The 23,127-nt window shown below is 39.7% G+C and carries 19 protein-coding genes and 1 riboswitch; of the genes, 12 read left to right on the top strand and 7 right to left on the bottom strand.

Annotation, left to right across the window (positions count from 1 at the left end):
- Positions 1 to 11: 11 nt before the first annotated feature.
- On the top strand, positions 12 to 848 hold the full coding sequence (locus M2R48_RS12115; protein WP_262086285.1) for a class I SAM-dependent methyltransferase: 837 nt from the start codon (positions 12 to 14) through the stop codon (positions 846 to 848).
- 476 nt (positions 849 to 1,324) lie between these two features.
- On the opposite strand, the gene M2R48_RS12110 is transcribed toward M2R48_RS12115, so the two are convergent.
- Complete coding sequence (locus M2R48_RS12110; RefSeq protein ID WP_262086284.1) at positions 1,325 to 2,143, bottom strand: sulfite exporter TauE/SafE family protein; 819 nt, start codon at positions 2,141 to 2,143, stop codon at positions 1,325 to 1,327.
- Between the two features lie 96 nt (positions 2,144 to 2,239).
- Between M2R48_RS12110 and M2R48_RS12105 the strand changes: the two genes are divergently transcribed.
- From M2R48_RS12105 to M2R48_RS12095, 3 genes are all read left to right on the top strand, one after another.
- A complete protein-coding gene (locus M2R48_RS12105) occupies positions 2,240 to 3,019 on the top strand; it encodes an AraC family transcriptional regulator (RefSeq protein ID WP_262086283.1) in 780 nt (259 codons plus the stop codon).
- A gap of 212 nt (positions 3,020 to 3,231) precedes the next feature.
- A complete protein-coding gene (locus M2R48_RS12100) occupies positions 3,232 to 5,334 on the top strand; it encodes a TonB-dependent siderophore receptor (protein ID WP_262086282.1) in 2,103 nt (700 codons plus the stop codon).
- A 380-nt stretch (positions 5,335 to 5,714) separates the two neighbouring features.
- On the top strand, positions 5,715 to 7,103 hold the full coding sequence (locus M2R48_RS12095; protein WP_262086281.1) for a methylenetetrahydrofolate reductase C-terminal domain-containing protein: 1,389 nt from the start codon (positions 5,715 to 5,717) through the stop codon (positions 7,101 to 7,103).
- Positions 7,104 to 7,125: 22 nt separating this feature from the next.
- Here M2R48_RS12095 and M2R48_RS12090 read toward each other — a convergent pair whose 3' ends face one another.
- On the bottom strand, positions 7,126 to 7,788 hold the full coding sequence (locus M2R48_RS12090; protein WP_262086280.1) for an epoxyqueuosine reductase QueH: 663 nt from the start codon (positions 7,786 to 7,788) through the stop codon (positions 7,126 to 7,128).
- Between the two features lie 319 nt (positions 7,789 to 8,107).
- On the opposite strand from M2R48_RS12090, the gene M2R48_RS12085 reads away from it, so the two are divergent.
- From M2R48_RS12085 to M2R48_RS12050, 8 genes are all read left to right on the top strand, one after another.
- Complete coding sequence (locus M2R48_RS12085) at positions 8,108 to 9,022, top strand: LysR family transcriptional regulator (protein WP_004724679.1); 915 nt, start codon at positions 8,108 to 8,110, stop codon at positions 9,020 to 9,022.
- A gap of 479 nt (positions 9,023 to 9,501) precedes the next feature.
- Positions 9,502 to 9,603, top strand: a riboswitch (guanidine-I (ykkC/yxkD leader).
- A 30-nt stretch (positions 9,604 to 9,633) separates the two neighbouring features.
- Complete coding sequence (locus M2R48_RS12080; protein ID WP_262086279.1) at positions 9,634 to 10,389, top strand: urea amidolyase associated protein UAAP1; 756 nt, start codon at positions 9,634 to 9,636, stop codon at positions 10,387 to 10,389.
- An 11-nt stretch (positions 10,390 to 10,400) separates the two neighbouring features.
- A complete protein-coding gene (locus tag M2R48_RS12075; protein WP_262086278.1) occupies positions 10,401 to 11,069 on the top strand; it encodes an urea amidolyase associated protein UAAP2 in 669 nt (222 codons plus the stop codon).
- Positions 11,070 to 11,071: 2 nt separating this feature from the next.
- Complete coding sequence (uca, locus tag M2R48_RS12070; RefSeq protein ID WP_262086277.1) at positions 11,072 to 14,677, top strand: urea carboxylase; 3,606 nt, start codon at positions 11,072 to 11,074, stop codon at positions 14,675 to 14,677.
- Between the two features lie 331 nt (positions 14,678 to 15,008).
- Complete coding sequence (locus M2R48_RS12065) at positions 15,009 to 15,134, top strand: hypothetical protein (RefSeq protein WP_262086276.1); 126 nt, start codon at positions 15,009 to 15,011, stop codon at positions 15,132 to 15,134.
- A gap of 4 nt (positions 15,135 to 15,138) precedes the next feature.
- Positions 15,139 to 15,573: a CopG family ribbon-helix-helix protein gene (locus tag M2R48_RS12060; protein WP_004822751.1), complete on the top strand. Its 435-nt coding sequence runs from the start codon at positions 15,139 to 15,141 to the stop codon at positions 15,571 to 15,573.
- A gap of 12 nt (positions 15,574 to 15,585) precedes the next feature.
- Positions 15,586 to 17,397 (top strand): allophanate hydrolase, encoded by a 1,812-nt coding sequence (gene atzF / locus M2R48_RS12055; RefSeq protein ID WP_262086275.1) that lies wholly within the window; start codon positions 15,586 to 15,588, stop codon positions 17,395 to 17,397.
- A complete protein-coding gene (locus tag M2R48_RS12050) occupies positions 17,394 to 18,416 on the top strand; it encodes an ABC transporter substrate-binding protein (RefSeq protein WP_262086274.1) in 1,023 nt (340 codons plus the stop codon). Before atzF ends, M2R48_RS12050 begins: the two co-directional genes overlap by 4 nt.
- 259 nt (positions 18,417 to 18,675) lie before the next feature.
- On the opposite strand, the gene M2R48_RS12045 is transcribed toward M2R48_RS12050, so the two are convergent.
- The 5 genes from M2R48_RS12045 to M2R48_RS12025 form a co-directional block, all read right to left on the bottom strand.
- On the bottom strand, positions 18,676 to 19,005 hold the full coding sequence (locus M2R48_RS12045) for a DMT family transporter (RefSeq protein ID WP_004724663.1): 330 nt from the start codon (positions 19,003 to 19,005) through the stop codon (positions 18,676 to 18,678).
- 16 nt (positions 19,006 to 19,021) lie between these two features.
- Positions 19,022 to 19,909 carry a hypothetical protein gene (locus M2R48_RS12040; RefSeq protein ID WP_262086273.1) on the bottom strand — a complete coding sequence of 296 codons (888 nt, stop codon included), beginning with the start codon at positions 19,907 to 19,909 and terminating at the stop codon, positions 19,022 to 19,024.
- Complete coding sequence (locus tag M2R48_RS12035; RefSeq protein ID WP_262086272.1) at positions 19,906 to 20,910, bottom strand: isopenicillin N synthase family dioxygenase; 1,005 nt, start codon at positions 20,908 to 20,910, stop codon at positions 19,906 to 19,908. Before M2R48_RS12035 ends, M2R48_RS12040 begins: the two co-directional genes overlap by 4 nt.
- Positions 20,911 to 20,987: 77 nt before the next feature.
- On the bottom strand, positions 20,988 to 21,869 hold the full coding sequence (locus M2R48_RS12030; protein ID WP_262086271.1) for an ABC transporter ATP-binding protein: 882 nt from the start codon (positions 21,867 to 21,869) through the stop codon (positions 20,988 to 20,990).
- Complete coding sequence (locus tag M2R48_RS12025; protein WP_262086270.1) at positions 21,869 to 22,813, bottom strand: ABC transporter permease; 945 nt, start codon at positions 22,811 to 22,813, stop codon at positions 21,869 to 21,871. Before M2R48_RS12025 ends, M2R48_RS12030 begins: the two co-directional genes overlap by 1 nt.
- Between the last annotated feature and the right edge of the window lie 314 nt (positions 22,814 to 23,127).

The following is a 23,127-nucleotide window of genomic DNA, read 5'->3' as shown; positions in this document are numbered from 1 at the left end:
AGGAATGCGTAATGAAAAAAATATCGCTTAACTTGCAAGATGAGATTGCCGACACGCTACTGATTACCTTATATGCCAAATCCGTTGAAACGCAGAAAAAAAATCCCTTAATCAATGATCAAACAGCCTGTGAGTTGGTGGAAAAAATTGATTATGATTTTTCAAAATATAAAAACAAGAAAGCCACGTCGGTTGGAGTTGCATTGCGTTCAACACATTTTGATCAGAAGGTTAAAGACTTTATTCAGCTTCATCATTATCTTAATCATCAGCCGATTATTGTATTTGTAGGCTGTGGTTTAGATAGCCGTATACAACGTATCGGTAAAAGTGCTGAACATGCTGAGTTTTATCAATTGGATATTGCAGAAGTGATTGAACAACGTCAGCAACTGATACCCGCGCATAAAAATGAACACTTTATTGCAAGTTCAATGTTATCGACCACGTGGATGGATCAATTAAAAGAAACGCATCCCAATGGTCATTTTATGTTTGTGATCGAAGGGGTATTGATGTACTTCAATCAAGCTCAAAATCAACAGGTGTTAACCGCTTTAGCCGAGCGGTTTTCAGGTGCTGAAATTCATTTTGACATGCTCAATGCTTGGATGAGTACTAAGTCTGCTTTACACGATACTGTGAGTAAAACCAAAGCCACATTTAAGTTTGGTTTGGATGATGAAAAAGACATTGAAATATGGCATCCCAAACTTAAACATGTGCGGACTTATTTGTTTAATCAATTTAATGGCTGGCGTCGAATGGGGCTAATGTTAACGACACTAATGTCAATTGTGCCAAAACTCAAAACTTCTTCACGGATAGTCATGTTTAAAATTAGCTAGCGTTTTTTTAAATGTTACTTGATTAAGCCATAGATCAAATTTAAAAGTATCAGCGTTCTATAAAAATGGATTTGTATGATTATAAAGCTTGCAATGCCACACCTTACATTCAAAGTTTAAATAGCTTTGTGTAGGCAATGCCCATTTTTCGTAGGGGATGCCAAACCTTGCGCTGCAAACAAAGCAGTGCTTTGTTTTTGCTCATTTTGAGCGAGGGGTACGTCCTATAACCCCCCACTCAACGGCGACATCCATGTCGCCACACGATAGAACCACCATGTATGATTAAACAATACAAACAAAACCGCAGATTAATTTATATGTATTAGGGGGTGATTAACTGTTCATTTCTAGGCAATGCAAGATCTGTTCATTTGAATCATTTTTCTTGGCTGTGCATCTGTTATATCGCCCACTAGCTCCAAAACATTTGGGCGCAAGACATAAGCCTCAAGTCTGTATGCCACCTGTCTCCATTATTGAAATAAAATACTGATTAAAACCAACGTGAGTAATAGGATATAACCACGCTCATGCATTTGATTAGATAATTTTCCGGTCCATTGTATTGCCAATTTCATACCTAAAAAGCCGCCTATAATTAACGCAATTAAAGCAGGGTAGTAAAAATAGCCAATAAAATGCGAGCCTAGATGTTGTGGTTGGATAATTTGCCCAATGATCAAGGTGATACAACCTGCAATCGCAACCGGCATACTCAAAGGGTTGGCAAGGGCAACGGCTGAAGACATATCCAAACCACAGCGCCGGAACAGGGGGACAGTCATTACACTGCCTCCGACACCCAATGCTGATGCAATTCCGCCGATAAAGATGCCGCCTAGGCCTTGTTCTGTTTTGGTGAGTAATCTTACGGATTGAGGATTTGAGTGGGGCTGTTTAAATTGACGAATCATACAATCTAAAATTGTTATACACAAATAGAGCGCAAAAGCCCATTTTAATAGGTGTGATGAAATATTTAGGGCGAGTAGAGTGCCTAAAATTGCGCCAGCGCCTATCCAATATGCGATTGGGAAGAGGTATTGTTTGTGTATTTTTCGCTGTTTATATTGCTGATAAGTTGCCAATCCAGAGTTGATCACCATCAACAATAATGAGGTGGCAACTGCACTTTTAAACGCTAAATCATAGGCGGTAGAATGAATAGGATATTGCATACGAATTGTCGAATAAACCAAAGGAACAACAACAAAGCCACCGGCAAAACCAAATAATATGGTGAGTATGCCACTGACAAATCCTGCAACCAATAAAATAAGATAGAGTTCCATACACAGAGATCTTTGAAAATAAATACCAGTTTAAGGACTTCTCGATCGGTAAAATTTGTTATATTCCGCATTTAATTACTCAAATCAGACACGGGTATGAAACAAATCTCGATTCATAGTGTTGAGCATTTAAAACATAAAATGATTGCGATAGAAACGCAGTACGCTGAGTATTATGTGTTGAAGATGCACAGCCATAAACGAGCACAATTACTCTATGCAGCTCAGGGTGTGATGCATGTAGAAACACCACAAGGAAACTGGATCATTCCTCCTGAAAGGGCGGTTTGGATTCCACCGCAAGTTCCGCATCAACTGACTTTGTTTAATGTTAAAACCTGTAGTTTGTATATCCTTCCTGAAGATGTCCCGAGGCAGATTGAATGTTGCGAAGTGCTGTCAATTTCGCCTTTGCTTCGACAATTACTTTTAAAAGCACCAGCATTAAATGAACCGCTTTCTAGACATGATGAGCTGATTCAAGAATTGATTTTAACTGAGCTAGCCATTTCTGAAAAAATTGAACTGCATTTACCTTTGCCAGAAAATAAAGCCATTTTAGACATTTGCCAAAGGTTCTTAAAGCAGCCCAATATTCATTTATCACCCGAAGAAATTTCGACACAACTTTATATCAGCGAGCGGCATTTTAGTCGGTTGTTTAAAAGTGAAGTTGGGATGTCTTTTTCAAAATGGCGACAACATGCTTGTGTATTGTTAAGTCTGGAAAAATTAATTCAAAACCAGCCGATACAGCACATTGCTTATGATTTTGGCTTTAAAAATCCTGCTGCATTCACCACCATGTTTCATCGCGTTTTGGGTTTAAGCCCGACTCAATATATGAGTCATCTGCAAAATAAAACATCCAAATAAAATACATTATTGTTTTTGACCAATCGTTATAAAAAATAAGCCTAACTTATCAGTGATGTGATTGATACAGTCGAATTATTAGAAAAAGCACGTTTTATTTAAAGAGTGTTTCTTTTCAAACTTATATCATTAAAAGGAAAGCGTAAAAAAATAGTGATAAATATAAATGAAAATGATTATAATTAAGCTTCAAGTTTTTAGGTCATTGTTTAATGCAGTTTAATAAATCCTCCCTCGCATTTTCAGTTTTTGCCATCATGTTATCCACCGCTCATGCTGAGTCAGAATCAGATATAACGCAAAATGCTGTAAGCAATAAATTGCCAACGATTATCGTACAAGCAGACAGTGATAAAAAAGCCTATGCAGCAAAAACAGCAAGTGCGGTATTGCGATCTAAAGCGCCTTTATTTGAAACAGCTCAGTCGATTAGTGCGATCACCAATCAGCAAATTGAACAAAAGCAAGCAAAAACAGTAGCAGAAGCCTTAGAAGGTGTGGCAGGCGTGACCTCTGGTCAATATGGACGAAGAGGCTGGGATGACTTTATTATTCGCGGACAAATATCCAGTTCACAAACTTATATTGATGGGTTGCGTATCCAAGCATCGGATAATGTTTTAAGAGCGGAAGATATTTCAGGCTTAGAGTCTATTGAAGTAGTCAAAGGTCCCACCTCAGTTGGTTTCGGTTTGGCGCTGCCAGGCGGCCTAGTCAATTTAACCACCAAGCGCCCACAAGCAGAAACCGCTTACAAAGGCACATTAAGTTATGGAAGCTATGGTTTAAAAGAAGGTACATTTGACCTAAATTATGCCCCTGATAATCGTGCAAAAGGCGCTTTTCGTATTGTAGGACGGGTCTCTGATCAAGATGACCCGACTGACCATGTTTATTTTAAAAATCAATATATTGCTCCATCTTACAATTTTGATCTAGGTGATAAAGATGATTTATCCGTCATTGCCAGCTATCAACACCGTGAATACATCCGTCAACAGGGCATTCCTTTTAGTAAAGGCGATTATAAAAAATACCCTTCAAGTCTATTCTTTGGTGAACCTGATCATGGTTATGACGTCGATGTTTATCGTCTTGGTGCAAATTATGCGCACTACTTTGATAATGCTTGGGTGTTTAAACAAAACTTTGCGGTTACCAAAACTGATACCCAAGGCAATCCGATATTGGCATCAGGTACAAATACATTGCCAATCATTAAACGTTCTGTAAATAATCAAGATAAACAAGATACCAACTACACCTTGGACAGCAACCTGCAACGTAATTTTGATTTTGGAAAGATCAACTACGATGTGATGGTGGGTGTCGATATGATGCGAGAGCGTAGTGATTACTATCGTAGAAACGATACCATCAATTCTTTTAATGCTGACCATCCAGTCTATGGAATCACCAGTACCAAACTGGGGACGCCAACACAACAATTAACCTATAGCCAATTTACGGGTCTCTATCTACGCAATACAATTAAAGTGGATGATCACTGGATTATCGGATTGTCTGGTCGACATGACTGGACTCAGGTTGAAATTGACGATGTATTAAAAAATAGTAACAGCAAAAACTCTGACAATGCTTTTACGGGCAGTGGATCGGTGATGTACCGTATCAATGATATGTTTGCACCATATATCAGTTATTCAACCTCATTTATGCCTGTAACAGATGCTGGTGAAAATGGCCAATTGCTGAATCCTGAAGAGGGTAAACAAGCCGAAGTCGGGGTCAAGTTACAAGCACTGGATCAGCGTCTACAAGGCTATATTGCCTATTATGATCTGACCCGTAAAAATGTGACTGAAACAGATATCTCTCAGAAATTCTCAATCCAAACAGGTGAACAAGTTACCAAAGGTTTTGAAGCAGAAATAGCAGCGGAATTAACTGATCAATGGAATGCAACAGCAACCTATAGCTATATCCCAACAGCAAAAGTCACTGAAAGTGTGATTGCCAGTGATATTGGTAAACGGACCAATCATGTACCTAAAAATGCCAGTTCATTATCCACCCAGTACTATTTTAGCCCAGATAAATTAGGTTGGAATATTGGTGCAGGGATTCGTTATCAAGGTTCTCGAACAGCGCAACGTAATACAGATTTTGTCTACTTACCAAGTTATGCCTTATTTGATGTAAATGCGGGTTATGAAGCCAAGAATTGGGGTGCGGGTTTAACGATTAAAAACTTATTTGATAGAGAGTATCTGGCAGGGACCACACCAAATGCGCAATTGGTTAATTGGGGAGATCCTATGATGGTTCGTCTGAATGTGAAATTTAAATATTAACAGCAGCTTAGTTTAGATATAGTTTTCACTATTTGAATTTAATGCTAAGACATAAGTTTTATGGGTATTGAGGACAATACCCATTTTTTTAAGATCAAAATACTTAGAACGAGACATACTTAGATTTATTAGAATATTAGCGAATTGAGTGAAAACCTTAAGATATTCAATTTAGAATCATACTATGTCTAATTTCTACCATCGTAATAAAAACCATTGCTCCTACAGAGAAGTGATTAAAAAGCTTAAATTAAGATGCAGTGAATGATGTCTATTATGCAGAGATCTGCTTGAAAAGCATTTTACAATTACAGCAATTCGATTTAAAACATTCTATAATCCAGGCCTATTTATTTTGCTGTATTTATCTAAATTTTTTTATGTCTCAGCTTTCCCAATACTTTGCTCAAAACCAATTTTGTTGTTTGGTGGAATATTTGCCTTCAAAGCAAGAGCTATTGCCTGTAGCAACACAACTGGCGGGCTTTCCTGTATGTATGACTTTGTCAGATCGAGTACGTTCAGATGAAGATATTGCACCCTTAATCGCCGCACAATCTTATCCGCAGCAGATTGAAAAAGTATTGCACTATGCAGGTAAAGGCCGAGATATTCATGATTTCAATCTGTTTTTAACGCAAGCCAAACAACACGGACAGCAAAATTTATTGTTACTGACTGGCGATAAGTTAAAACAACATCATGATGGACAAGGTAGCCATGCTCGAACACGCTATTTGGAATCGGTGAATGCGGTCATCGCTGCCAAACAACAAGGTGGTTTTCATATTGGCGTTGCCTTGAATCCGTTTAAATATAGTCAAGCAGAAAAACAAGCGCAGTATTTAAAATTACATAAAAAACTACAAGCAGGTGCTGATTATATTATTACCCAGTTGGGCTTTGACCTCGTTGCACTTAAACAAGCGCATGAGTTTTTAATTGAAGAAAACTATACACAAAAAATTCTTGCTTGTGTGATGCCGTTGACTTTAGCACGTGCGAAATTTATGCTGAAACATAATGTTGCAGGTATTGTGATTACACCACATATGCTTGAAGTGTTGGCTCAGGAACATGATTCTGATCAAACTGAAAATACTTATTTACGTTGTGCTTTACAAATATTGATTTGTCAGCATATTGGTTATGCTGGCGTGCATCTTTCTGCGTGCCATAAAGCCGATGAGCAAGCGATTTTAACGGGTTATATTGAACAGTATCGACATCTTGATCTTAAACAATGTCAACAATTATGGGATCAATTATGGCAGCTTAAAACTGGCAATGAATTACGTCCAGCTGTTGTAAAAAAGCCTAAGCTGAGTAATTTGCATCAGAAAGTGAAATATCAATTTTTAGATACCATTCACAGTACCATGTTTAATTCCAATTTGGTTAAAGGGCTGGGTGCTTATATTTTTAGTGCGGGTTTTTGGAATAAAGCCCTTGCAGCAAAATTGCTGTTACAAGCGGAATATTTGAGTAAACATTTTATTGTCGGGTGTGAGAGTTGTGGCCAGTGTAGGCTGGCTGAAACCTTATATATTTGCCCTGAAACTTGCCCCAAAGGTCTGGCAAATGGGCCATGCGGTGGCACACATTTAGACCGTTGTGAGTTTGGGGATCGAGAGTGTATACACTCTGTCAAAGCTCGATTGGCTGAAGAGGTCGATCAAATTCAGGTATTAAAAAAGCAGCTGATTCCAACTGTACCGATAGAAATACGTGGAACCAGCTCTTGGAAAAACTGGTATGTGAAGCAGTGATAAGGGGAGGTGTCTGGATAAATTAACTTTCCTCGTCCATCACATTGGTATAAAACTTTTCACCTAATTTGATCCGGTCACGACCATTTTTCATGCGCCAGCGATTGGTATCTCGCAGTGAATAAACACAGCCACAGTATTCTTGTTGGTAAAATTCTTCACGTTTGCTGATTTCGATCATACGATGTGCACCGCCGCTTTTGCGCCAGTTATAATCCCAATATTCAATTTGTGGATAATGTGCAGCAGCCCGGATTCCACAGCCGTTAATTTGTTGCATATCTTTCCAACGCGATATGCCCAATGAGCTGCTGATTAAACTAAATCCATGTTCGTGTGCGTAGAGTGCGGTTCTTTCAAAACGCATATCAAAACACATGGTACAACGGATGCCTTTTTCAGGCTCATTTTCCATACCTTTGGCACGTTCAAACCAATTGTCTGTATCGTAGTCACAGTCAATAAATGGAATATTATGCTTCTCAGCAAAGCGAATATTTTCTTCTTTGCGAATTAAATATTCTTTGACTGGATGAATATTTGGATTATAGAAAAAAATTGAAAAGTCGATGCCTGATTCAATTAAGGTTTCCATGACTTCACCTGAGCACGGCGCGCAACATGAATGCAGCAACAATTTGTCGTGGCCTTGGGGGAGTGTGAGCTTTTGGCGTTCCAGAGTCATGCTAAACAATATAAAAAATGAATAATCTTCTATTGTAAAAGTTTTAACGTCTTGTGGTGTTTGAATTCACTGAAATGTTTTCAGTCTATGCTGAAAGTTTTTAAGGATGATATTTTAAATCGCCAGATTTCGTTCATTCAATAATGGAGTGATTTAATTGTATGGATGAGTAAGAGCATCTTCAATGTTTTGCTTATTATTTAAAAATGAATAAAAATAACAAATTTTAAATTTAAGTGAAAATAATTAAACATAAACGCCATCAATCCGTTATGCTATAGCCAGATCACCTTTAACATATTAATTTGGTAATGACGGAATGTTAGAACTTCGACATCTAAAAACACTCACTGCTTTACGTGAACATGGTTCATTGGTTGCAGCAGCAGGAGATTTGTGTTTAACACCTTCTGCTTTATCACACCAGCTTCGAGAGTTAGATCAATGGTTTGGTGTCGAAGTGGTGAATCGTCGCTCACGTCCAGTGAGTTTTTCTAATGTTGGTCAACGATTACTGAAACTTGCTGATGATATTTTGCCACAAGTGCAAATTGCCCAGTCTGATATTACCCGTATTGTGCATGGGCAAACGGGACGAATCGTTTTCTCTTCTGAATGCCACAGTTGTTTTGATTGGCTTATGCCATTGCTAAACCAGTATCGTCAACAATACCCAGATGTAGATTTAGATTTTGCCTCAGGATTTGAAGCCAATCCGCATGAGTTATTACAAACTGGTGAGTTTGATCTGTTAATTACAGCAGATCCAATTGCGTTAAAAGGGGTAGAGTATTTTCCAATTTTTGAATATGAATCGAGATTGGTGCTCTCAATCACGCATCCTTTGGCGCGAATGAAAGAAATTACGGTGCAAGAGTTGGCGGAAGAAACCTTGGTGACCTATCCAGTGGATAAGCATCGACTGGATATCATGTCGAGATTATTTATTCCTGCCAATATTCAGCCAAAACATATTCGCACCACAGACTTAACTCAAATGTTGATTCAACTTGTGGCAAGTGGTCATGGTATCGCAGCACTGCCTGATTGGGTGGTCAATGAATATGAGCAAAAGGGCTGGGTGGTTTCTCGCCGTTTAGATTGTGTCGCGCCTGAAGGTTTACGTCGAACCTTATATGCAGGTTATCGTGTAGAAGAAAAAGAAAAAGATTATTTTGATGGCTTTCTCAAGCAATTGGATAAATTCTCGAAAAAAAGAGCAACGTATTACTAAAATGTATTATTAATGAGCCATCCTGTAGCACCTACTTGCTGAGTACGATGAATCATTTTAACACGCGCTGACTCAGGTTGGTTTTGGCCTGAATGAGCGCGTGTTTTTTATCGGGTGTTTCCGCTATATCCCTGAATTATCTTCTTAAGCAGAATATGAGCAAAAACAAAGCTTGGCTTTGTTTGCAGCGCAAGGTTTGCCATGCCCTAAGTCAACCAATCGACGAGCTTAAATATTTTTGCGCCGTGTTGTTTCTATGACACGTTTTTTTAAAAGAATTTTATTAGAGATGGCTTTCAATTAGAGACCGTTTTATTTAGAACGGGTTTTTATTTAACACCTTTGCCATTTTTTAGCTCATTAATAACTCATTTTTGCTTTCTATGACCTGAAATGCACTCTTATCGCACAAAATTAGTATTACTAAAGCCTAGAAACGTAATACTCAATTGGCACATCCTTTGCATCAAATAAAATTATAAAAAGTGATCTAGGGTTCCGATACTTGTCTAAAAGAGTATGTCTGGACCGAGAGTTCGCGGTTCGAAAGAACTACACGGAGGGATAAAAGCCCGGGAGGAAGTCAATAAACTATCCGAACAGGAGTGGCTATGCATACGACAAATTATCATGATCAACAGGTCATTTGGTCTGAAAAATTACCCGGTGGACATCACTGGTCAGGTCGCATTCCCAAAGGAAGCGTACTTCAATTTAAAGCTTTATCTGCCGATGCCAATGTCTCTTTATTTTGCGTGAATGCCCATGACAGACTTGAGCGTTTTAATATGCCAGATAGTTTAAAAGGGCAACATACTGCTTTTTTAACTCAAGGTCATGTGTTGTATTCCGATTTGGGACGGGTTATGGCCTCAATTATTCATGATGATCATGGCTGGAATGACGCTTTGTGTGGTCCAAGTCGTCCAGAACAAATCCAAGCTACTTTTGGAATAAAGACATTCCAAGATGCCCGAAATCAAATGATTCAAAATGGTCTAGATGGTTTGCTGATTGAAATGAGCAAATATTCACTTGGGCAAATCGACCTCAGCGCAACAGTGAATTTATTTTCAAAAGTGACCCCAGATGATGCGGGTGCATTGTCTTATGTTGGCTCAGACAATACTGGGCAAATCATTGAGCTGCGTTTTGAAATGGATTGCTTTGTATTCTTATCTGCTGCACCGCATGGCTTAGATCATTCAGCGCAATATGCCCCCGCTGATATAGAAATGGGTCTTTTTAGCGCATTGCCCTTAACAGAAAAGGATATTTGTCGAGACTCATGTCCGCAAAATCAACGTGCATTTGACAATAACCAGCGTTATTACGCGCTGAGTTCATCTCACAACACACGCATTTAAGGACAATCAGCATGAGCATTTTAACTTCAATCGAAAAACCTATTTTAGATCAAGCCTTGTTAAATGAAATTTGTCCTGCGGGTGAAGCATGGATGGGTGAAGTAAAAAAAGGCCAATATTTCCGTATTGTTGATTTAGAAGGCAATCAAGCCGTCGATACCTTATTTATTTCAGCAGAAAACCCAGCAGAACGTTATAGCGCAACGGATACTTTGGCTATTAATCAACATGTTTACCTTGAAAAAGGGACAACCTTATACAGTAATTTAGGCCGTGCAATTGCGGTGATTGTCGATGATAACTGCGGTCGTCATGACACCTTAGGCGGTGCCTGTTCATGTGAAAGTAATACGGTTCGCTATGCACATGACACCTATCCAATGCACAGTTGCCGTAATAATTTTATGTATGCATTAGCCAAGCATCCGATTGCACAAAAACATCAGTTAAACGTTCGGCACATCGGCCCCAATATTAATTTCTTTATGAATGTGCCTGTCAGCTCGGACGGCCATTTAACCTTTGCTGATGGTATTTCTGCCGCTGGAAAATATGTGGAAATTCAAGCAGAGATGGATTTGATCGTACTGATTTCAAATTGCCCGCAATTAAATAACCCATGTAATGGCTATAACCCAACGAAAATTCAATTGCTGGTACACAATGGTATGGGAGCATAAATATGTTTAATAAAGTTCTTATTGCCAATCGTGGTGCAATCGCTTGTCGTGTGATTCGTACACTTAAAAAACTTGGCATCGCTTCCGTTGCTGTTTATTCAGAAGCTGATCAGGATTCTTTACATGTGACTTTAGCCGACGAGGCATTTTGTATTGGTGCTGCACCAGCACAACAAAGTTATTTAAATATTGAAAAAATTCTAGAAATTGCCAAGCAAACTGGCGCTGAAGCAATCCATCCGGGTTATGGTTTTTTGTCTGAAAATGCGGAATTTTGTGACCTATGTGAAAATCAGGGTATTGCCTTTATTGGGCCAACCTCAAGCCAAATGCTGGATTTTGGTCTAAAACATACGGCGCGCGAACTGGCGATTAAAAGCCAAGTGCCACTGTTGCCGGGGAGTTCTTTGCTTTCAGGTGAACCAGAAGCAATCAGCGAAGCAGCACGTATTGGCTATCCTGTGATGTTAAAAAGTACCGCGGGTGGTGGTGGTATCGGTATGCGTTTGGTTTGGGATGAAGCTGAACTCAAAGACGCTTATCAAACCGTTTCGTATTTGGCCCAAGCCAACTTTAAAGATGCAGGTTTGTACTTAGAAAAATTTGTGCAGCATGCTCGACATATTGAAGTACAAATTTTTGGTGATGGAAAAGGGCAGGTGTTGGCTTTAGGAGAACGCGACTGTTCTGTACAACGTCGTAATCAAAAAGTCATAGAGGAAACACCCGCACCGCATTTAACCGATGAGCAACGTGACTATATTCAAACTGTTGCAATTCAACTTATGCAATCTGTGAATTATCGTTCAGCAGGTACGGTTGAGTTTGTGATGGATACTGAAACCGAGCAGTTCTATTTCTTAGAGGTGAATACGCGTCTGCAAGTTGAGCATGGTGTGACGGAACAAGTCTATGCTGTAGATCTGGTTGAATGGATGGTGACTTTGGCCAGTGGCGATTGGACAGCACCCACTGAAAAATTAGCGTCAAAAGGACATTCGATTCAAGTTCGTTTATATGCGGAAGATCCGATTAAACAATTTCAACCCAGTGCAGGCTTACTGACCTATGTGCAATTTGATCAAAATGCACGGGTCGAAACATGGGTCGAAACCGGTTCAAATGTATCTTCATTTTATGATCCTATGCTTGCCAAAATCATTGTGACGGCGTCAGATCGAGATGCAGCGATCCAAGCCATGCAATCTAGTCTGGCAGATACACAGATTGCAGGAATCGAAACCAATCTGGAATACCTACAAAATATTATTGTGGGTGAGGTGTTTAATTCAGGGACACAAACCACACGCTTCTTAAATAGCTTTGTATGGAAAACCCAAAAAATTGAGGTTTTACAATCAGGCATTCAAACCGCAATTCAGGATATTACTGGTCGTTTAGGATATTGGGATGTGGGTGTACCACCATCCGGTGCAATTGATCCTTTAAGTTTAAATGTCGCCAACCAACTTTTAGGCAATCCATATAATACTTCTGGGTTGGAATGTACTTTACAAGGGCCAAGTTTAAAGTTTCATTGTGATAGTCAAATTGTGATTACTGGCGGTGACATGCCATCTAAACTGGATGGCGTACTGGTTCCAATGTGGCAAACCGTGAATGTTAAAAAAGGTCAGGTGCTAAAGTGTGGAACAATGAGCACTGGATGCCGAAGCTATATTGGAATCAAGGGTGGCTTCCATGTTCCCGAATATTTAGGATCAAAAGCAACCTTTACTCTGGGGCAGTTTGGTGGGCATGCAGGGCGTAATTTATTAATTGGGGATATGCTTGCGATTACTGAATATTCATCTGATCAAAGCAAAAGTTTAGCCGCAGATCAAATCCCTAAATTTGCGCGTCATTGGGAAATTGCGGTGATGTATGGTCCGCATGGCGCACCAGATTTCTTTACCAAAAACGATATTGATAGATTCTTTAGCAACCAGTTTGAGATTCACTATAATTCCAGTCGTACCGGTATCCGTTTAATTGGCCCAAAACCTGAGTGGGCACGTGAAGATGGCGGTGAAGCAGGTTTACATCCATCAAATATTCATGACAATGCTTATGCAATTGGTGCGATTGATTTTACAGGCGACATGCCGATCATCTTAGGGCCTGATGGTCCAAGCTTAGGTGGTTTTGTTTGTCCAGCAGTGGTAATTCATTCTGAACTTTGGAAAATTGGTCAGCTTAAAGCAGGCGATAAAGTTAAATTTATTCCTGTTAGTTATGCGCAAGCAAAATCCTTGGATCAAACATATCATCAAAGTCTTATTGCTTCTGACACAGATGCGGTGAATTTTAATCCTGTATTCCACGCGGAAAATGACACATTAGAAAATGCTGTTTTAGCCACAAGCGTAGCACAAGCAGATTTACCGAGTGTGACTTATCGACCTGCGGGGAATAGCTATTTATTAGTTGAATATGGTGATCTGGTTTTAGACTTAAATCTACGTTTCCGTATTCATGCTTTGATGCAATGGGTAAAAGAGCAGAATATCCACGGAATTATTGATCTGACTCCGGGGATTCGTTCATTACAAATTCATTTTGATTCAATTCAAATTGATCAAATTGAGCTATTGGAAAAACTTCAACACGCGGAAGCGGAATTGCCTGATATACACAATATGCAAGTGCCTTCACGGACCGTGTATTTACCACTGGCATGGGAAGATTCACAAACCCAATTGGCGACTGAACGTTATACACAAATCGTCCGTCCTGATGCACCGTGGTGCCCTGATAATATCGAGTTTATTCGTCGTATCAATGGCCTAGCATCAAAGCAAGCGGTAAAAGATGTGGTCTATAGTGCCAATTATCTAGTTATGGGATTGGGTGATGTCTACTTAGGTGCACCGGTTGCCACACCACTTGATCCGCGTCAGCGTTTGGTCACAACAAAATATAACCCTGCAAGAACTTGGACACCAGAAAATGCTGTTGGTATCGGTGGAGCATATATGTGTGTTTATGGTATGGAAGGTCCCGGAGGCTATCAATTTGTGGGACGTACTACACAAATGTGGAGTCGCTATCGTAAAAATGCCAATTTTGAAGCAGGCAAGCCGTGGTTATTACGCTTCTTTGATCAGGTTAAATTTTATGAGGTTTCAGAAGCAGAATTGCTACAGATGCGTGAAGATTTTAAAGCAGGGCGTTTGCAACTACGTATTGAAGACGGTGTGCTCAATCTGAAAGAATACAATGATTTCCTTGCTGCAAATCAGGACAGTATTCAGGCTTTTAAACAGACGCAACAAGCCAATTTTGAAGCAGAGCGCCGTCGTTGGCATGCTGCAGGTTTACAAGAATATGTATCTGAAAGTTTAGATACTGTAGAGGATGGTGAAGCGGTCAGTATTCCCGAAGGTGGTTGTGCAGTTGAATCCCATATGCCGGGTTCAATTTGGAAAATCGAATGTGCTTCTGGAGATATTGTTGAAGAAGGTGCAACCCTTGCGGTGATTGAAGCGATGAAAATTGAAATTCCGATTGTTGCACCTGAACGGATGAAGGTAGAAGCCATCACCATTGAAAAAGGCCAGACGGTTAAGACGGGACAGGTATTGTTTACCTTGGCACCTGTAGCCTGATAAAAATCAACACAGGAGCATCAGTGATGATGCTCCTTTTCTGTTTTAAATATAGATTTATTTTTTTCTATTTGCTTTACAGCCATAATCCTATCAAGTGTCATAAGTTATAAAGACTTAGCCGATTAAAATTAAAATAGCAAAGACTTTACTGTTAAACCTATATAACGCTTCGCGCTATGCTTGTGCATTCAATTTATTTTTGCCCAAAAATCATCCATAAATACACGCTAAAACCAGCAAAAACTTGGTTAAAAACTGGCACATTTTCTGCATTGTTATATCAGTAATACAAAAACTGAATTTGGTAATACTGAGATGGAGTTGTGCTATGAATCAGGTCAAAACAACAGTTAAAAAAACACATCCGCTTAAAGCATTTTTTGTTGATTTATTCAGTGTACGTGCGGGCGTGTATATCAAACAAAACACTTCTGTCAACAAGCTAAAAGGATAAGTCTGTGGCTAAACAAAAGTTGGCTCGAATCAGCATTACTGTACCTGAAGCAACGCTAAATGCACTCGATCAGAAAATTGTTGATCAGCACTACGAAAGTCGCTCTCAAGCGATTGTTGACATGATTAATAAACACCTGATTGCGGAACAGGCTCAGGCAAATGAAGTCATGGTCGGCACTTTGACCATTCTTTATGATGCAGGACAAATGCCACTTCGAAATCAACTGATTGATTTACAACAACAGTTTTTAACACAAGTGATCAGTTCACTGCATATTCAACTTGATCAACAAAAAATCTTACAAGTCATGCTGATGCAAGGGGCAAGTTCTGAGCTTCGGCATATAAGCCAACAATTTACAGCACTCAAGGGTGTGATCAAAGGGCATCTGGAGCTGATGGATGCTGTGATGCCACCAATTCTGCAAAATGATTAAATCGGGAGTAGAGTGATGCAAGACTTATGGACGATCCAAGACTGGCAAAAGGCATATACCAGTCAGCAAATCAAGATTGAGGGTTTAATCGATTATGTTAAAACCATTCACAATGACGATCATGCTTGGATTGAAATCGCATCTGCCACGCAAATTCAGGCACAAATCGAAGCGTTAAAACAGCAAGATATAGCTGATTTACCTTTATACGGTGTGCCATTTGCTGTTAAAGACAATATTGATGTCGCAGGGTTCCATACCACCGCCGCGTGTAAAGACGTTGAATATTTAGCAACTATAGATGCAGTGGTGATTGCCAAGTTAAAAAAAGCTGGTGCTGTGGTAATTGGAAAAACCAACCTTGACCAGTTTGCAACGGGATTGGTCGGGGTACGTTCACCTTATGGCGCGGTCAAAAATAGCTTTAATCCAGAATATATCAGCGGTGGTTCAAGCTCTGGTTCATCGGTTGCGGTTGCAAATGGTACTGTGCCCTTTAGCTTAGGGACTGATACAGCAGGTTCGGGTCGCGTGCCAGCAGGGCATAACAATATTGTTGGTCTTAAACCGACCAAAGGCTGGTTTTCAACCACAGGCTTAATGCCTGCTTGTAGAACAATTGATGTAATTTCTATCTTTGCTTTGAGCAGTGACGATGCTTGGACGGTTGCCAGTGTTATGCAAGGCTATGATGAAACAGATGAATATTCACGCACTCACCCCGCCAATGTTCCGACTCAGTTTTCTAAAGGGAAAATTGCCATACCCGCACAGCTTGAGTTTTATGGCGATAGCGAAACTGAAAAAGCTTTCGCAATCGCTGTAGAAAGAATTCGATCACTCGGCTATGAAGTTGAAAGCATTGACTTTACTGATTTCAATGCACTTGCCAAAGCACTCTATAACGAGGCTTGGGTTGCTGAACGAACTGTAGCGGTTGAAAAAGTGGTAACACGTGAACAAGCACATCCTGTTATCGCTGAAATCATTGCCCAAGCAGATAACTTTAGCGCCACCGATGCACTTCAAGCTGAATATAAACGCGCTGTATTGGCTCGAAAAATTAATTTGGCTTTACAAGGCTATGATGCATTGATGGTACCGACCTCACCCACGATTTATCGTATTGCTGATGTTGAAGCTGATCCCATTATAAAGAACTCACACATGGGGGCTTATACCAACTTTGTTAATTTTGCCGATTTAGCTGCAATAGCATTGCCCAATACAATTCGAGCAGATGGTTTACCCAGCGGAGTGACCTTTATCGCGCCTGCTTGGCACGATCAAGCTTTGGCAAATTTTGCCCAAAAATGGCAAGCACTGATTGCGCTTACATTGGGGAAATCTCAGCAGCATTATCAAAAAATGCTTGAGATTACTTCAAAAAATTCAGTCAAGTTAGCGGTTGTGGGCGCACATTTAACAGCGATGCCACTTAATTTTCAGCTCACTACACGCCAAGGGACTTTATTGAAGAAAACCTATACCGCTAAAAATTACAAATTATTTGCTTTAAAAAATACCAGTCCAGCAAAACCCGGTCTGCAATCTGATGCAACAGGAACGTCTATTGAAGTTGAGGTTTGGGATATTCCATTGGCAAATTTTGGGGCAATCGTTGCAGAGGTTCCTGCGCCGTTGGGAATTGGTAATTTACAACTAGAAGATGGTAGTTGGGTTAAAGGTTTTATCTGCGAGGGCTATGCAATCAATGACGCTATAGATATCAGTCATTTTGGGGGATGGCGTGCATATATACAGTCGCTAAATCAAACCAATACACAATTTAAAGGCGAAAAAACTGGGGGAGTTTCTGTATGATCCATAAATCTTTATTATCAGTATCACTATTGTCTGCGATGTTGTTCGCTGGTTGTGACAACACAGCAAAAATTCCAGAAGCGAAAGAAGCTACTCAAGCTTCAGCAAATGCGAAACCAATCACCATTGGCTATAGTGATTGGCCCGGTTTTGTGGCATGGCAGGTTGCGATTGAAAAAGGCTGGCTAAAAGAAGCTGGTCTCAATGTTGAGTTTAAATGGTTTGATTATTCAGCATCACTTTCAGCCTTTTCAGCCAATCAATTAGATGCAGTATTTGTCACCAATGGTGATAACTTGGTGACGGCGTCAGGTGGTACCCAAGGCATGATGATTATGGCGACGGACTATTCTGCGGGCAATGATGTGATTATTGCCAAAGATGGGATCAATAGTATTCAGGATTTAAAAGGTAAATCTGTTGGCGTTGAAAAAGGTCTAGTTGATCACTTGCTCCTTGCAACAGCAATGTCAGATCAAAAAATCCCAATCAATGAAATCAAATTGGTCAATTCTGCGACCAATCAATTACCGCAAGTCCTATCCAGCCCCGATGTTTCAGCGATTGCGGTATGGCAACCTGTAGCCAGTCAAGCATTGAAAGCGGTTGCAGGATCAAAAATCATTTATACCTCGAAGGATAAACCCGGTTTAATTTATGACACCCTGACCGTTAATATGAGTCATTTAACTGCACATAAAGATGAATGGAAAAAGATCCTTCAAGTGTGGGACAAGACGGTGAAATACATCAATGATCCTGCGACACATGCAGATGCTGTAAAAATTATGGCAATTCGTTCTGGGGTTGATCCAAAACAATACGAAACAATGGTGAATGGTACCCATTTGCTTGATTTAGAAGCCAATCAAAAAGTCTTTAGTAAAGGCAATGGCTTTGATTCGATCTATGGCTCGTCGTATCACGTCAATAAATTTAATGTGGAAAATGGGATTTATAAAACCGAACAAAATGTTGATGGTCTGATTTATCCAACATTGTTACAAGAGTTGAAATAACGGTTTTTAAAAGAGTCGGGTAGTTTGAAAAATAGCCTAAGCATGTCTTGGGCTATTTTATTTTAGCTGCAAAAGTTTTATATAGAGCATAGAGATTAGTCACAAACTTTGAACAGATTTGAATGCTAGAGCCGCATTAGAAACTAAACAAATCTTAAAATTTTCACTTCAGTAGATTTGATAAAGAAATTAGCAAGTTAGTTTAAATTAATTAACAAGGGCATCACTTCAATCACATGAAAAGAGGATTATCTATTGATTATATTTCTGTGCTTTTTGAAAAAAGATGAATAATTAAAATTCCAATAATCATAAATACCAAACCGATGATTGCAGCTAAATCTAAGTGTTGTTTGTAGTAAAAAAAGCCGACTAAAGACACTAAAATAATACCTGCACCCGACCAAAGCGCATAAGTAATACCAACAGGAATCGTTTTCATGGTCAGTGATAAAAAATAAATGGCAACCGCATATCCGATCACGGTGATGATCGATGCAGACAACTGACTAAAACCATCTGAGGCTTTCATGGCAGAGGTCGCGATGACTTCTGCCACAATAGCAATGATTAAATATAAAAAAGACATTGCTTGAAAATATTCCTTATAAGGCTATTTTTGCATGATGGAAAAGGTGATTTTCTTCATGATCAAACCAACTTTTGCTAGCAGTTGAAGTGCCCGTCAGTGTTGTAAAACAAAAATCTGGGTGAAATACATCGAGTGTGAAATATAAACGGCAAAGTTCACCATCGATAATTCGCTGTTGTAGCAGTGTGTTGTGATCAAACTGTTGGAAGTTTTCAAGATCAATCTTGCTTCCAACTTTGTTGGTGATGGTACTAAGATCAATGATCTGTTGATCAAAACTGATCGAAACTTCATAGTCTTGGATAGCTTCTAGACTGATCTGTTGCTTTGAAATAGCGTCTGTTAACGTCTCAGCAGATTTAAAAACCTGTTGTATTTCGGGATGTCGAGACTTGGCAAAGGCAATAAAATGATCACAAAGGATCAAGCCGCCATCCGCAGGATAACTGGTATTTAACTCAGTATTTTCAATTTTAAATAAACGTAAGCCAAGATAAATGCCACGCGTCGCTTGTTGACGCCAATCCTCAACATAAGCATGGCTCGGTGAAAACTCGAGTATGGCATTGCCAATCGAATACAATTTGGCGGGTTCGGGCCATTGCACATGATTTTGATAATTACTGCTGAGATGCCATGAAAGCAATTGATTTTGAGCATCCCAAAGGGTATCGCCAACCCAACCTTGTCGTTCTAAAACGGGTGTTGATTGAGAATCTTTTAAGCGTAAATCAATGGTAAATGTCTTGGATTGAAACCAATAGACGAGGGTGTTTTCATCGGTTAAACCATTGGCAAAGGTAATGCTCTTACGGCGAAAAGCACCCAATAAATATTGGGGCAATAAGCAGGTTGAATCATCTGTTGGTTTAAGTTGCATACAAAGGTCTAATAAGTTCATTTCGACTCCTCATTTTGGCTTAAACCAAATGAATAAAGCGGGCGGGCATTTTCAAGTTGAATTTCGCCCCGTGCCACTTTTTCTTTGAGATATTGAAAGGTTTGTGCGGTTTGATTAAAAAGATGTTCACCACCTTTTAAAGGCGCATATTGTGCAGGCTGATCTTTGATTAAAGGCTGAATTACATAGTCATAATCACAAGAGAAGAAAAACGGGAATGAATAGCGTTCTTCAGCCACTTTTTTAACACGATGTTTGGTTGCTAAATATCGACCATTGGATAAAATTTCCATCATATCGCCAATATTCATGACCAATGTATTTTCAAGCAGGGGGATATCAATCCATTGCCCCGTTTTATCAAGCACTTGTAGTCCAGGCGCAGTGGGTAATAGCAAAGTAAAACATTCATAATCGGTATGCGCACCGATACCTTCTTTATCCTGAATTTCAGGATGGTAAGGATAATGAATCAGGCGAAGTTGGCTGGGGGCTTTGGAAATATGTGCATCAAAATAATGCTCATCTAGACCAAGTGCTAGTGCAAAACTTTGGAAAATTTCATGCCCAACCGCTTTGATATGCTGATAATAGGCAGAGACTTGCTGCTTAAATATCGGGTCATCAGGCCACTGTGTTGGGCCAACCAAGGGGCGACGATCTGCTTGGCTCTGGTGATCATAGTTGACATCATAGGCCTCTTTGAGATCATAACTTGTTTCAACAAAGCGTTCTTCACCGATTGGCACATAACCACTATGATTTTCTGATAAGCCAATATAATTTTGCATCTTAATGGCAGTATCTTGGGCAAAGTATTGCTGGGCAGTGTTATAAAGCTTTTGAAATAATTCAGGGTTAAATTGTTTTCCCGTTAAATATAAGAAACCAACATCTTTACATGCCTGATCTAAAGCGTGTGCGACCGTGAGTCGATCTTGAAGCTCAGGGCTGGAGAGTAAAGAAATGTCCACCAGCGGTAAAACATATGTGTTTGACATGAATATCACCAAGGTTGGCCGTCCAACAAAGAATTCAGCGATTTGGGTCGTCCTAAATGCCCTAAAAATCTGTTTGCTTATTTATCTGTACTGACTTGGGTCATTCGCGGTATTTTGGGTAAATCTTGTAGTGATGGATCAAGCTCATCTTCCTGAGCATGGACCAACTGATCCACTCGCGCTCTTAAATGTTGAAAAGCGGGCGTTGTCATAAGATCTAATGAACGCGGGCGCGGTAAATCTACTTCAATAATTTCTTTAATTTCACCAGGATTGGCTTTTAACGCGACAATACGGTCAGCCAATAAGATGGCTTCATCCATATCATGCGTAACAAAAATAATGGTGATATCAATGTTTTGCCATAAATCCATTAAGTGCTTTTGCATCTTCTGGCGGGTATGCGGGTCAAGCGCACCAAAAGGTTCATCCATCAATAAGATTTTAGGTTCATTAACCAAAGCTCGTGCAATAGCAACGCGCTGTTTCATTCCACCTGAAAGTTGATGTGGATATTGGTTTTCGTATTTGTCTAAGCCAATAATATTGATCCATTCCCGTGCATGGGCTTCCGCAGTCATTTGGCTGGCACCTTTCATTCTTGGGCCGAACATGACGTTTTCTTTAACCGTTTTCCAAGGAAATAGGGTATAGCCCTGAAATACCATGCCACGTTCAGGGCTTGGGCCTGTAATAGCTTCGCCATCGACCAAGATCTCACCACTATGGTATGGATCTAAACCTGCAATCACTCGGCTTAAGGTTGATTTTCCGCAACCTGATGGACCGATCACACAAATAAATTCACGCTTATGGATTTTAAGATCCAATTGATTTAAAACGGTTCGTTCAGTTTTACCATGTTTAAATACTTGGCTGAGTTGTTTGGCCTCTAAGATGACAGGGCGTGCATAAATTTTTTGAAAATATTCAGCTGAATTAAAAGTTGAGTCATTCATTATTTTACCCCTGCTTTCCAGGCGAACATACGCTCGCCCAATTTCATTAATAACACATCACACACCAGTCCAATCACTCCGATAATCAAGATCGCAGCATAGACATTGTCAAAGTTTTGATAGCGTGCTTGTTGGGTAATAAACCATGTAATACCCGAGGTCGTACCAATCAATTCAGAGACAATCAAATAGGTCCACGCCCAACCCAACAAGACACGTAAATCACGGTAAATATCTGGAAAAGCCGCAGGAATCACCACATGGAATAGACTTTTAAGCTTATTGGTTCCAAGGGTATAGCCCGCTTCAATTAAGCCTTTATCGACCATACGGGTTGTATTGGCAATAATTAGGATTTGTTGAAATAGCGTTCCAATTACAATAATTGCAATCTTAGGCGCATCATTGATTCCGAGAATAGCAACAGCAAGCGCACCGAATGCAGGTGCAGGTAAATAACGGAAAAACTCAACAAAAGGTTCTGTAAGTAGCGATATTTTTTGTGAGAAACCACAGAGGATCCCCAGCGGAATACCAAAAATTGAAGAGATTAAAAAAGCAGAAAAAACGATTTTAATACTGTGCCATAAGCTTTGATGAAACCATGGAGTATCTGGTTGTTCTGGTGGTGTTGTAAATGCAGTGACCAAGGCTTTAGCCACTTCATGTGGAGCAGGTAAGTAAATGGGATTAACTAAAATACCTTGTGGTGGTGCAGAATGGTGATCAACTGCATTTTGTGCCTCACTATAGAACACACTTTTTTCAACACGGCTGCCAACTTGAAAATACGAGACACTACCAGAATTTGTAATTTGCACTTGAGGGTGCCAAATAAAAGGTAAATAACTGACCGAACACCAGAGCAAAATAGGGATCAGAAAAGAACACAAGCTCAGTAATAGCTTGTTCTTTTGACGAATTTCCTTTGCGACATAACCCATATTTACCGCCCTCATTTTAGCTTGAGTATTACGATTATTGAAAAACGTAATATCTATTAAGCAAAATAAGTGCCATGAATAAACAGGAGAGATTGGATTGATCTGAGTATTTCAGCAGTTCGCGAATACGAGGTGATCAATGATCTTTATAAGTGACTGATAAAGCGCTCAGTAGAGACTCAATAAAAGGGCAAGATAATTAAGAAATGGATAAAGTAGGAATAACGAAAAAGAAATAATCAAACAAGAGATTATGGACGGAAAGCGGTTGATTCAAAAGTTCAGTGCTTAAGACAAACATCTAAATGCAATCG

Origin of the sequence: Acinetobacter sp. I-MWF (genome assembly GCF_025433935.1) — a bacterium.
GTDB lineage: Bacteria > Pseudomonadota > Gammaproteobacteria > Pseudomonadales > Moraxellaceae > Acinetobacter > Acinetobacter guillouiae.
The sequence above is the reverse complement of the archived record's forward strand: the minus strand, read 5'-3'. Positions and strand labels throughout refer to the sequence as shown.

Bases quoted from the DNA above. Each gene is read 5' to 3' on its own strand.
- M2R48_RS12100 (WP_262086282.1), top strand. From the start codon at position 3,232: ATGCAGTTTAATAAATCCTCCCTCGCATTTTCAGTTTTTGCCATCATG.
- M2R48_RS12045 (WP_004724663.1), bottom strand. From the start codon at position 19,005: ATGTCTTTTTTATATTTAATCATTGCTATTGTGGCAGAAGTCATCGCG.
- M2R48_RS12075 (WP_262086278.1), top strand. From the start codon at position 10,401: ATGAGCATTTTAACTTCAATCGAAAAACCTATTTTAGATCAAGCCTTG.
- uca (WP_262086277.1), top strand. From the start codon at position 11,072: ATGTTTAATAAAGTTCTTATTGCCAATCGTGGTGCAATCGCTTGTCGT.
- M2R48_RS12065 (WP_262086276.1), top strand. From the start codon at position 15,009: ATGAATCAGGTCAAAACAACAGTTAAAAAAACACATCCGCTTAAAGCA.
- M2R48_RS12105 (WP_262086283.1), top strand. From the start codon at position 2,240: ATGAAACAAATCTCGATTCATAGTGTTGAGCATTTAAAACATAAAATG.
- M2R48_RS12110 (WP_262086284.1), bottom strand. From the start codon at position 2,143: ATGGAACTCTATCTTATTTTATTGGTTGCAGGATTTGTCAGTGGCATA.
- M2R48_RS12085 (WP_004724679.1), top strand. From the start codon at position 8,108: ATGTTAGAACTTCGACATCTAAAAACACTCACTGCTTTACGTGAACAT.
- M2R48_RS12095 (WP_262086281.1), top strand. From the start codon at position 5,715: ATGTCTCAGCTTTCCCAATACTTTGCTCAAAACCAATTTTGTTGTTTG.
- M2R48_RS12090 (WP_262086280.1), bottom strand. From the start codon at position 7,788: ATGACTCTGGAACGCCAAAAGCTCACACTCCCCCAAGGCCACGACAAA.
- M2R48_RS12080 (WP_262086279.1), top strand. From the start codon at position 9,634: ATGCATACGACAAATTATCATGATCAACAGGTCATTTGGTCTGAAAAA.
- M2R48_RS12025 (WP_262086270.1), bottom strand. From the start codon at position 22,813: ATGGGTTATGTCGCAAAGGAAATTCGTCAAAAGAACAAGCTATTACTG.
- M2R48_RS12115 (WP_262086285.1), top strand. From the start codon at position 12: ATGAAAAAAATATCGCTTAACTTGCAAGATGAGATTGCCGACACGCTA.
- M2R48_RS12030 (WP_262086271.1), bottom strand. From the start codon at position 21,869: ATGAATGACTCAACTTTTAATTCAGCTGAATATTTTCAAAAAATTTAT.
- M2R48_RS12035 (WP_262086272.1), bottom strand. From the start codon at position 20,910: ATGTCAAACACATATGTTTTACCGCTGGTGGACATTTCTTTACTCTCC.
- M2R48_RS12040 (WP_262086273.1), bottom strand. From the start codon at position 19,909: ATGAACTTATTAGACCTTTGTATGCAACTTAAACCAACAGATGATTCA.
- M2R48_RS12050 (WP_262086274.1), top strand. From the start codon at position 17,394: ATGATCCATAAATCTTTATTATCAGTATCACTATTGTCTGCGATGTTG.